Raw genomic sequence first — 11,330 nt, 5'->3', positions numbered from 1 at the left:
CACCGGGCGGCCGCCGGGGCGCACCCGAGGGCGGCGGCGAGGACGCGGCGGCGGAGCGCCGGAACCGGCGCAGCCAGCATCAGCAGCAGGCCGACCACGACGAGGAACGCCACCTCGACGGCGGCGGTGACGACACCGGCGGCGACGCCGACCACCGGCCGCGCCCACCGACCCACCCGCACGGCCTTTACCGGCGCCTCGGTCACCGCCACCCGCTTCTCCCCACCCGCCTGCCGGTGCCGGCGCTCACTGATCGTCCCCCAGGTGACCCCGGCTGCGGTACACGGTGCCGGAGCGCATCGGCAGGTCCCGTCCGCCACGCGGAGTCGGATCGCCGGCGACCTCCGCGGCGACCGGACGCCGCCGCTGCCGGCGCAGGCCGAACACCACGAGCGCGCCGAGCACGAGCGCGCAGACGACGATGACGACGTTCTGGAAGGCGCCCGCCCATTCCTCGACGACGTGCCAGTTGGCGCCGAGCTGGTAGCCGGCGAGCACGAACACGGTGTTCCAGATGAGACTGCCGAGCGTGGTGTAGAGCAGGAACCTGCCGATCGGCATCCGTTCCACGCCGGCCGGTACGGAGATCAGGCTCCGGAAGATCGGAATCATGCGCCCGAAGAACACGGTCGCCGTGCCGTGCCGGACGAACCACGCCTCGGTCCGGTCGAGGTCGCTCAGCTTGACCAGCGGGAGCCGCCGGACGACGGCCCGTACCCGGTCCCGGCCCAGCACCACACCGAGCTGATAGAGGACCACCGCGCCGACGACGGAGCCGAGCGTGGTCCAGGCGATCGCGGCGAACAGGCTCATCCGGCCCTGACTGGCGGCGAAGCCGGCCAGCGGCAGGATCACCTCGCTCGGGATCGGCGGGAACAGGTTCTCCAGCGCGACCGCCAGCCCGGCGCCGGGAGCGCCGAGGCGCTCGACCAGGTCGGTCGCGAATCCGGCCAGGCCGCCGGTGTCACCGGGCGCCGGCGCGGCGGCGGGGGTCGTGAGGTACCAGGAATCGATCATGTCCCCGACGCTATGGCCGGGGCGGGACGCGGACCATGAGGGAGAACGCACGGCTCAGCGGGCCGACCGGACCGCGACCCTGGGGTTTTCCGCACCTCCGGTCAGGGCGCCTCGTCGCCGCGCTTGTCCTCCTGCGCCAGCACCGCGTCCCGGCGCTGCGGGTCGGTACGCTCGGCCAGTTCGGCGGCGAGGCGCGGATCGGCGGAGAGCCGCTCCCGGTTGCGGTGCAGGAACGTCTCGAACCCGGCCGTGTACGGGCAGGCGTCGTCGCCGAGCGCCGCGGCCGGCTCGTACCGGCAGCCGCCGCAGTAGTCGCTGATCCGGTCGACGTGCGTGCCGTCGAACGACCACGGGTGGGTGTCGATGCGGGCCAGGTCCGCGTACTGGCTCATGCCGATGACGGTGGCGTTCATGATCCAGTCGGCGCCGTCGACGAAGCTGCGTTGGAACCAGTCGGCCAGGTCGGCGGGGCGCCAGCCGCGTTGCAGGCCGTAGTTGCCGAGCACGGTCAGCCGCGCGGTCTGGTTCGCCCAGCCGGTGTCGCGGACGCCGGCCAGCACGTCGGCCAGGCAGCGCGCCTCCACCGCGTCGGCGTCGAGGCGGTCGAACCACTCCGGCAGCGGTCGGGTGGCGGCGAGCCAGCCGACGCCGCGGAAGCGCGGCGCGAAGTACCAGTAGAGCTGCCACAGGAACTCGCGCCACCCGAACAGGCCCCGGACGAACCGGTGCACCGCCACGGGTGGCGCCGTGCCGTCCCGTCCGGCGCGCTCGGCGGCCCGGATCGCCGGCTCCGGGTCGAGCAGCCCGAGGTTGAACGAGGACGACAACATGCTGGACGCGGGTCGGCCGTCGCCGTCGGTGAGCACGCCGTCGGTGTCGGCGTACCCGGGCAGCCGGTGGTCGAGGAAGTGGGTGAGCCGGGCGTGCGCCTCGGCGTGCGTGGCGGGGTGGCGACGCGGGGCGTCCCGGCCGACGAACCGGATCCCCTCCGCCTCCCACCGGTCCAGGTCGCGGCGGACCTGCGCGTCGATGTCGTCCTCGACGACCGGCGGCGGTGGCGGCACGTCGGTAGGCGTCCGCCGGCGGGGCCGGCGCGCCGGGGCCGGCAGGTCGCGCAGCACGTCGTGCCGGTCCAGCGCGTACCGGTAGAAGTCGGCCATCCGCAGCTGGCCGCGCCGCCGGTCGGCCCAGGCCGCGAAGTCGGCGCGGTCGGTGACGAATCCACGCGGCGGCAGCACGGTCAACCCCTCGACGGTACGGGCGAACGCCAGCGCCGCGCGCGACGTCGGGTGCACCACCTCGACCGGCGCGTCCAGGCCGGCGAGCGCCTCGCGGAACGTGTCGGCGCGTACCAGCCGGGCCCGGTCGCCGAGGTCGGCGGCGCGGTGCCGCAGCGCGGACAGGATCAGGTGCGCCTTCTGGCGGTGCAGCCGGCGGCGGGCGAACAGCGACCGGGTCTCCACCAGCAGGACGCGTTGCGCGTCGTCGTCGAGGAAGTGGGGACCCACCTGGTCCGCCAGGAGCCAGCGCCAGCGTGACATGTCCGGGTGATGCCCCTTTCGGACTCGACGGAACCGTGCGGAGGGGTGGGAAATGCCTGTCAGTCGCCCCGGACCCGAGGGCGGCGGTGGTCGGTCAGTCGCAGGCCGACGCCGCGGACCGCCACGATGGTCACCCCGGTGCCCAACCCGTCGAGCTTGCGGCGCAGCCGCTTGACCAGTGACTGCACGTCGGACCGGCGTCGGGTCGGCGCGTCGTGCCAGACCGCGTGGTGCAGCTCGGTGTAGCCCCACACCCGCACCGGCTCGGCGGTCAGGCAGGTCAACAGGTCCCGCTCCAGCCGGGTGAGCGCGACCTCCCGGTCACCCCAGCGGGCGGTCGAGCGACCCGCGTCGAGCACCAGCGCGCCGTCGGGCGGGGTCGGGGCCGTCGTCGCGGTGTCCGGCAGGGGCCCCGGCCCGCCGCCGTCAGCGGGGTTGATCAACTCGCGCAGCTCGTCCAGGTCGGCGACGACGAGCAGCGGGGCGACGCCGTCCAGCAGCTCGGTGAGCCGCAACCGTTCGGCCGGAGACGGCGTGACGCCGATGACCAGCGAGAAGGGACGCTCCACCGGGTCGGTGCCGGCGGTCGTCGCGTTCGTGTCGTCAGTCGTCACCGCACCCCACCGTGACAGTCACTGTCAACCGGTCCGCGATCGGCGGACCTGTTGGTGACAAGTTGCTCACGTACGGTCATTGATCGTCCTTTGGTGTCGATCATAGTGTCCATTCAGGTGGCCGGCGTAGACCCGCACGGCGCCCAGGGGCCTGGGGGGATCTCGTCTCAAACCGGAGTGACCAGTCGGGAGCGCGGCTCCTGGCCCTTCTGTCATGGCTCGACCATCCGCGGGTCATCGGAGGAGGCAGCACCGATGCTGAGACGTCCACACCGAAGGGGCCTGGCCGGGCGGCTGGTGAGCGCGGGCGCGGCCCTGGTGCTCGCCGCCACCGCACTGGCCGCCACCGGCACGGGAGCACAGGCGCAGGCCGGTACGGGCGCCGGCGCGACGGCCGGCGACAAGATCCGTCCCGAACTCACCCGGCAGCTCCAGGGCAAGAGCGAGGGCGACTTCTGGGTCCACTTCTCCGCCAGGGCCGACCTGGGCGGGGCCGCCGCGATCAAGGACTGGAACCAGCGCGGCGCCGCCGTCGCGGCGGCACTGCGCAAGACCGCCGCCGACAGCCAGGGGAAGATCCGCGCCGAGCTGGACCGCTCCGGCACGAAGTACCAGACGTTCTGGGCGACGAACGCCATCAAGGTCACCGGCGGCTCGCTGACCATGGCGCAGAACTTCGCCGCCCACGCCGAGGTGGACGGCATCTACGCCCCGGTCGAGTACAAGCTGCCCGAGACCGTCCCGGGCACCGACGAGAAGGCGCCGAACGCCCTGGAGTGGGGCATCGCCAACATCAACGCCGACGACGTCTGGTCCCAGTACGGCGTCAAGGGCGCCGGCATCACCGTGGCCAGCATCGACAGCGGGGTCCAGTTCGACCACCCGGCGCTGGTGAACTCCTACCGGGGCAACAACGGCGACGGCACCTTCGACCACGACTACAACTGGTTCGACGCGGCCGGTGAGTGCGCCACCGCACCGTGCGACTCCGACGGCCACGGCACGCACACCATGGGCACCATGGCCGGCGCCGACGGCGCGAACCAGATCGGCGTCGCCCCCGAGGTCAAGTGGATCGCCGCGAACGGCTGCTGCCCGACCGACGCCGCGCTGATCTCCTCCGGGCAGTGGATGCTGGAGCCCACCGACCTCAGCGGCCAGAACCCGGACGCCAGCAAGCGGCCGAACATCATCAACAACTCGTGGGGCACCACGGCGCCGTCCAACGAGCCGTTCATGGAGGACGTCACCGACGCGTGGACCGCCTCCGGCATCTTCGGCGTCTGGTCCAACGGCAACAACGGCCCGTCCTGCCAGACCAGCGGCTCACCGGGCAGCCTGGCCAGCAACTACTCGGCCGGGGCGTACGACATCAACGACAACATCGCCAGCTTCTCGTCCCGGGGCACCGGGCAGGACGGTGAGATCAAGCCGAACATCTCGGCGCCCGGCGTGAACGTGCGCTCCAGCGTGCCGACCAACTCGTACGCCAGCATCAGCGGCACCTCGATGGCGGCGCCGCACCTGGCCGGCGCGATCGCGCTGCTCTGGTCGGCGGCACCCACCCTGGTCGGTGACGTCGCGGCGACCCGCGCGTTGCTGAACGACACCGCGGTGGACGAGGCCGACGCCCAGTGCGGCGGCACCGCGGACGACAACAACGTCTACGGCGAGGGTCGGCTGGACGCGCTCGCGCTGGTCTCCGCCGCCCCGATCGGGGACAACGGCACCCTGGCCGGCACGGTCACCGACGCGGCCACCGGGGCCCCGATCGCCGGCGCGACGGTCACCCTGACCGGCGCGGCGGACCGCACGCTGACCACCGGCGCCGACGGCACGTACTCCTCGCTGCTGCCGGCCGGCGACTACCAGGTGGTGGTCGCGGCGTTCGGCTACGCGAGCCGCACCCTGTCCGCGACGGTCACCAAGAACACCACCACCACGCTCGACGTGGCGCTGGGCGCGGTGCCGAGCGTGACGATCGGTGGACAGGTCACCGACGGGTCCGGGCACGGCTGGCCGCTCTACGCGAAGGTGAGCGTCGAGGGCACGCCGATCTCCGACTACACCACGCCCGCCACCGGCCGCTACAGCCTGACGCTGCCGTCCGGGTCGACCTACCGGCTCAGGGTCGAGTCGCAGTACGCCGGCTACCTGACCGTCACCAAGGAGGTCACGGTCGGCACCGGCAACCTCACCGCCAACGTCGAGGTGCCGGCGGACCCGGAGGCGTGCGCCACCGCGCCCGGCTACACCGTCAGCTCGGACGGCGTGTACGAGACGTTCGACGGCACCGGCGTGCCGCAGGGCTGGTCGGTGGAGGACAACGCCGGCACCGGGCAGGTCTGGGAGTTCGACGACAAGGGCGAGCGCGGCAACCTGACCGGCGGCAGCGGCACCTTCGCCATCATCGACAGCGACAACTACGGCAACGGCGGGCGGCAGGACACCTCACTCGTCAGTCCGGTCGTCGACCTGACCGGGGTGAGCGCCCCGGTGATCCGGTTCAACCAGGACTACAACTGGCTGAACAGCGACCGGGCCGACGTGGACCTGAGCCTCGACGGCGGCACCACCTGGAGCAACGTGCTCCGGCAGGCGGCCGACGTGCGCGGCCCGAAGGTGACCGAGGTGCCGATTCCGCAGGCGGCGAACCAGTCGCAGGTGCGGGTGCGCTTCCACTACTACGACGCCAGCTGGGAATGGTGGTGGGAGGTCGACAACGTCCTGATCGGCAGCAAGCTCGTCTGCAAGCCGGTCAGCGGCGGCCTGGTGGTCGGCCACGTGCGCGACAAGAACGACAACGGCTACGTCAACGGCGCCACCGTGACCAGCAAGGACCGCCCGGCGGAGAAGGCCACCACGGTCGCCACCCCGGACGACACCGAACTGCCGGACGGCTTCTACTGGATGTTCTCGTCGCTGACCGGCAAGCACCCGTTCACCGCCAGCGCCGGCAACTACGTGAGCCAGACCAGGCAGGTCACGGTCGAGGCCGACTGGGCCACCGCGGCCACCTTCCAGCTCGCCGCCGGGCGGTTGTCGGTGCAGCCGACCTCGGTGACCGGGACGGCCCGGATGCCGAGCGGCAAGGTCAGCAGGACGTTCACCGTGACCAACACCGGCGGGGCGCCGGCCGACGTCGAGTTCGGTGAGCGCGACGGCGGGTTCGTCCTGCAACGGGCCGACGGCACCCAGCTGTCCGAGCAGGCGCTGCTCGGCTCCACCGGCGCGCCGGCGCAGCGGCTGACCGCCGCGACGTCGTTCGCCGCCCGCTCGTCCGGCAGGTCGTCCACCTCGGTCGCGCCGACCGCGCCGCAGGCCGATCCGTGGACCGCCATCCCGGGTTACCCGGCGAACGTGATGGACAACCGGGTCGTCACCGTCGACGGCAAGGTCTACTCCATCGCCGGCGGCGACGGCACCACGTCGAGCGCCAAGAACTACCGGTACGACCCGGTCGCCCAGACCTGGTCCGCCATCGCCGACCTGCCGGGCGCCCGCAACGCCGTGACCGCCGGCGTGATCGACGGCAAGATCGTCGTCACCGGCGGCTGGGGCGCCTCGGGCCCGGACGGCACCACCTGGTCGTACGACCCGGCGGCGGACACCTGGACCGCGCGGGCGAGCAACCCGGCGCCGCGGGCGGCGGCCGGCCAGGCGGTCGCGGGCGGCAAGCTGTACGCCGTCGGCGGCTGCACCACGGCCAACTGCCTGCCGATGTCCAACTCGGTGGTCCGCTACGACCCGGGCGCGAACACCTGGGAGACGCTGCCCGCCTACCCGAAGTCGGTGGCGTTCCTGTCCTGCGGCGGGATCGACGGCACCGTCTACTGCACCGGCGGCAACGACGGGACGGTGTCCCAGAAGGCCGGCTACGCGTTCGACCCGGCCGCCAACGCCTGGACGCCGATCCCGGACGCGCCGGCCGACAACTGGGCCGCCTCGTACGCGGTGGCCAACGGCAAGCTCCTGGTCGTCGGCGGGTCGCAGGGCGGGGCCATCACCAACGCCGGCTTCGCGTTCGATCCGGCGACCGACTCCTGGGCGAACCTGCCCAACGCCAACGCACCCCGCTACCGGGGCGGCGCGGCCTGCGGGTTCTACAAGGTCGGCGGCTCGTCGGGCGGCTTCACGGCCACCAAGGACAGCGAGGTCCTGCCCGGCTTCTCCGAGTGCGCCGAGGGCGCGGCCGACGTCGGCTGGCTGACCGTCGACAAGTCGAAGGTCACGCTGGCGCCGGGTGAGAAGGTCACCGTCACGGTCGGCATGACCGCGAACGTCGACCAGCCGGGCACGTACTCGGCGTCCGTGGTGATCAAGGAGAACACGCCGTACACGGTGCCGGCGGTGGCGGTCACCATGATCGCGCAGCCGCCGACCACCTGGGGCAAGCTGTCCGGGACGGTCTCCGGCCGCAGCTGCCAGGGCGCCACGGCGCCGGTGCCGGGCGCGACGGTCCAGGTCGACTCCTGGGCGAACTCCTACACCTTCACCACCGACGCCGACGGCCGGTACGCCTACTGGATGGACCGGCGCAACAACCCGCTCACGCTGATCGTCGCCAAGGACGGCTGGAAGCCCCAGACGCGCCAGACGAAGATCAGCTCCACCACGCCCACCGTGGAGGACTTCACCCTCTCCCCCACCCGCTGCTGACCTGTAGCGGCCGACCCCTGACGGCCCGCCCGGTGCCCCGCACCGGGCGGGCCGTCAGGCATCCCGCCCCGCGGCGCGGGCGGGGGTCAGGAGGGGGTGAGGCGGAAGCCGACGCCTCGGACCGCGTGGATGGTCGCGGGGGCGTCCAGGCGGCCCAGCTTGTGCCGGATACGGCGGACCACGGAGTGCATGTCGGAGCGCCGGCCGAGGTGGTCGTTGCCCCACACCGCCCGGTGCAGCCGGGCGTACGTCCACACCTGGCCGGGAGTTCCGGCGAGACAGACGAACAGGTCGTGCTCCAGCGGGGTCAGTCCGACCTCCCGCTCCCGCCAGCGGAGCACCCGCCGGTCGGAGTCGACGGCCAGGTCGAGTCCCGGCGGCGCGGCCACGGGCTCGGCGTCCACGGCCGGGGCGAACGGTGCCGGCGGCCGGCGGACCAGGTCGAGGAACCGGCGCGCCTGGTTGGCGCTGGAGACGATCAGGAACGACTCGGTGCCGCCGAGCAGTTGGGCGAGCTGCCGGCGCTCGGCCGACGAGGACGCGATGCCGATGACCAAGGACGGGATCCCTGTCATCCGTTCCCACCTTTCCGGCAGGCCGTGGCGCAGCGCCGAGCAATTACCCGCGCCCATTTCGGCGCGGACGATCGTGCCGTTCACCGGGCCCGGCGGGCTGCGGTGCACCGGGCGCGGTGTGCGGCATCAGGCGTGCTGGAGCTGCGGTTTCGTGAGGCTTCGGGGCGAGCTACCGGGGATCATATAGCCGTGCACCGATGATTGGTATAGCAGTTAACGTCGATGTAACTGCTATCGGCAAGATGACCGGCGGAAATTGCGTGGGCGTGTCGGCGGGCCGACGGTGAGGCACCGATGAGAACCGTGCCGTACCCCGGTCTGACCCGCGTGACCACGCTCCTGCTCGTCCTGGCCGGCGGCACGCTGACCCGCGCGGACGTCGCCGCCCGCTGCGCCGAGCTGGCCGAGGCGCTGCGGGGCCACGGTCGCGGCGTGGTGGTCTGCGACGTGTCCGGTGTGACCCGCCCGGACCTGGTCACGGTCGAGGCGCTGGCGCGGCTGCGCCTGACCGCCAGCCGGTTCGGGTGGCGACTGGAGGTCCGTGGCGCCGGCCCGGACCTACGCGACCTCGCCGACCTGCTCGGGCTGGCCGGCGCCCTCCTGCAACCGGGTCGGCAGCCCGAACAGCGGGAACAGGCGGTCGACGTCGAGGAAGTTGTTGAGCGAGGTGATCCGGCCGCCGGAGATCCCCAGCACGATCAGCGCCCAGGGCAGGTGCCCTGAACCGTCCGGGTCGCGGCGGTAGTGCCCGAACGCCGGCATGCCGTTGGCCGCCGTCGGCACCAGCCGGGAGCCGCGGCAGCCTCGGCCCGTGCCGGTCATCCAGGCCGCGATGTGCTCCGGACCGCGCAGCCACAGCGGCAGCGGCGGCATCGACAGCGTCGCGTCCTCGTGCAGCAGCGCGGTGAGCGCCGCGAGGTCGTACGCCTCGAACGCGCGCACGTACCGGGCCAGCAGCTCCTGTTGCTCCTCGTCGAGCGGCCGGCGCACGTCGGCGGCGGTGTCGGTGGACGCGAGCGTGGCCCGGGCCCGTTGCAACGCGCTGTTGATGCTCGCCACCGAGGTGTCGAGCAGTTCCGCGACCTCCTGGGCCGACCAGGCCAGCACCTCGCGCAGGATGAGCACGGCCCGCTGCTTCGGCGGCAGGTGCTGCAACGCCGCGACGAACGCCAGCCGGACCGACTCCCGCCCGGCGACCACCTCGGCCGGGTCACCGGCGGAGGGCAGGACCCGGTCGTCCGGCACCGGGCCGAGCCAGATCTGCTCCGGGCGGGGCTCGCCGGGGTGGGTCGCGGTGCCGCTGCCCGCCGGGCCGAGGTCCATCGGCCGGACCCGCCGCTGGGCGCTGGCGGCCATGTTCAGGCAGACGTTCGTCGCGATCCGGTACAGCCAGGTCCGCAGCGCGGACCGCCCCTCGAACCGGTCGAAGTTGCGCCAGGCCCGGACGAAGGTGTCCTGGACCGCGTCCTCGGCCTCGAAGGCCGAGCCCAGCATCCGGTAGCAGTAGCCGGTCAGCTCCGGCCGGTACGCCTCGAGTTGCGTCTCGACAGGGACGCTCGCCACGTCGCTCACCCGCCGAAACTAGCCCACATGCTGCGCGAACGCGAACACCCGGAATCCGGGGGCGCGGGCACCGATGAGTCCGCCCGGTCCGGCCGGTCCACCGTTCGTCAGCACGGAACACACGAGGAGCACGACATGAGCACGACGCAGCACAGCGCCGAGACCACCGCCCCGGGGCGGTACGCCGACGTCAACGGCGTCCACCTCTACTTCGAGACGCACGGGTCGGGCCGCCCGATGATCCTGCTGCACGGCGGGCTCGGCTCGGGCGAGATGTTCACGCCGGTCCTGCCCACGCTCGCCGCCACGCACCAGGTGATCCTGGTCGACCTCCAGGGGCACGGCCGCACCGCCGACGTGGACCGGCCGCTCGACATGGCGCTGATGGCCGACGACGTCGCCGCGCTCATCGACCACCTCGGGCTGGACCGACCGGACCTGGTCGGCTTCTCGCTCGGCGGCGGCGTCGCGATGCACGTGGCCTTCCGGCACCCGGAGAAGGTCGGCCGGCTGGTCTCCGCGTCGGCACACATCCGGCGCGACGCCGTCTACCCCGAGATGCTGGCGCAGCAGGGCCAGGTCACCGGCGCGGCGGCCGAGTTCATGAAGGACACCCCGATGTACGAGCTGTACCAGCGGGTGGCGCCCCGCCCGGAGGACTTCCCCCGGCTGCTCGACAAGATCGGTGCGGCGATGGCGCAGGACTTCGACTTCACCGAGCAGGTACGCGGCCTGCGGGTGCCGACGCTGATCATGGCAGCCGACGCCGACATGGCCCCGCCGAGCCACTTCGTCGAGGTGTTCAAGCTGCTCGACGGCGGCCTGCGGGACGGCGGTTGGACCGGCGAGGGCCGCCCGGCGGGCGGGCACGCGCTGGCGATCCTGCCCGGCCTGACCCACTACGACATCGACCAGTCACCGCTGTTCGCCGCCGTCACCCTGGCCTTCCTCGACCGGCCCCGCTGACCCCACGCCACCCCGGGGCACTCATCCGGATCTTGGTACGGAGGCGCCCACCCGAGGGCCGTTTCGTACCAAGATCCGTCGGTGCGACCAGGGGGCTGTTCGGTGGGTGTTCCGGTGGGCCGCCGTCCCTAGAATCCGAGCGTGGCTCAAGTTCGGAGTCCCTATCCGCTCCTCGCCGCCGCCGTGGTCGTGCTACTGCTGGGCGCGGGTGTGGCCTGGGGCGTCGACGGTGCGTTGGGGTTGAGCCACACCCCGGCGGACGTGCCACGGGAGACGGCCGTCGCCGCCCCGCCCCAGGCTCCGACGGCGGTGCCGCCGCTGACCTCCGTGCTGGTGCCGGACCAGCCGCGGGCGGTCAAGGCCGCCGAGGCGGTGGCCGACGCGCTCGTCGCCCG

General features: G+C 72.9%; 9 protein-coding genes and 1 pseudogene. 4 read left to right on the top strand and 6 right to left on the bottom strand.

Annotated elements, in window-relative coordinates; genetic code table 11:
- From HUW36_RS15670 to HUW36_RS15655, 4 genes are all read right to left on the bottom strand, one after another.
- Positions 1-212, bottom strand: a 212-nt coding sequence (locus tag HUW36_RS15670) for a hypothetical protein (RefSeq protein WP_217428821.1), incomplete at its 3' end; no start/stop codon positions are given.
- Positions 213-246: 34 nt separating this feature from the next.
- On the bottom strand, positions 247-1,017 hold the full coding sequence (locus tag HUW36_RS15665; protein WP_174528847.1) for a DedA family protein: 771 nt from the start codon (positions 1,015-1,017) through the stop codon (positions 247-249).
- A gap of 101 nt (positions 1,018-1,118) precedes the next feature.
- Positions 1,119-2,558 carry a cryptochrome/photolyase family protein gene (locus HUW36_RS15660; RefSeq protein WP_174528846.1) on the bottom strand — a complete coding sequence of 480 codons (1,440 nt, stop codon included), beginning with the start codon at positions 2,556-2,558 and terminating at the stop codon, positions 1,119-1,121.
- 59 nt (positions 2,559-2,617) lie between these two features.
- The gene (locus tag HUW36_RS15655) at positions 2,618-3,172 is read right to left on the bottom strand and encodes a winged helix-turn-helix domain-containing protein (RefSeq protein ID WP_174528845.1); all 555 of its coding nucleotides are present in this window, start codon (positions 3,170-3,172) and stop codon (positions 2,618-2,620) included.
- Positions 3,173-3,427: 255 nt separating this feature from the next.
- On the opposite strand from HUW36_RS15655, the gene HUW36_RS15650 reads away from it, so the two are divergent.
- A complete protein-coding gene (locus HUW36_RS15650) occupies positions 3,428-7,831 on the top strand; it encodes a S8 family serine peptidase (protein ID WP_174528844.1) in 4,404 nt (1,467 codons plus the stop codon).
- Between the two features lie 86 nt (positions 7,832-7,917).
- Here the strand turns inward: HUW36_RS15650 and HUW36_RS15645 are convergent, their stop codons facing one another.
- Entirely contained in the window at positions 7,918-8,406 is a 489-nt protein-coding gene (locus tag HUW36_RS15645; RefSeq protein WP_174528843.1) for a winged helix-turn-helix domain-containing protein, read from the bottom strand.
- Between the two features lie 294 nt (positions 8,407-8,700).
- Here HUW36_RS15645 and HUW36_RS35140 point away from each other — a divergent pair.
- Positions 8,701-8,934 (top strand): annotated as a pseudogene (locus HUW36_RS35140) (hypothetical protein); the annotation flags it as partial.
- A 30-nt stretch (positions 8,935-8,964) separates the two neighbouring features.
- Here HUW36_RS35140 and HUW36_RS15635 read toward each other — a convergent pair.
- Positions 8,965-9,978: a sigma-70 family RNA polymerase sigma factor gene (locus HUW36_RS15635; RefSeq protein WP_174528842.1), complete on the bottom strand. Its 1,014-nt coding sequence runs from the start codon at positions 9,976-9,978 to the stop codon at positions 8,965-8,967.
- 126 nt (positions 9,979-10,104) lie between these two features.
- On the opposite strand from HUW36_RS15635, the gene HUW36_RS15630 reads away from it, so the two are divergent.
- Entirely contained in the window at positions 10,105-10,935 is an 831-nt protein-coding gene (locus HUW36_RS15630) for an alpha/beta fold hydrolase (RefSeq protein ID WP_174528841.1), read from the top strand.
- Positions 10,936-11,076: 141 nt separating this feature from the next.
- The coding region (locus tag HUW36_RS15625; RefSeq protein ID WP_217428820.1) for a hypothetical protein at positions 11,077-11,330 on the top strand (254 nt) is incomplete at its 3' end.

Source organism: Micromonospora maritima (assembly GCF_902825405.1).
GTDB classification, from domain to species: domain Bacteria; phylum Actinomycetota; class Actinomycetes; order Mycobacteriales; family Micromonosporaceae; genus Micromonospora; species Micromonospora maritima.
This window is presented reverse-complemented; position numbering and strand designations above follow the sequence as displayed.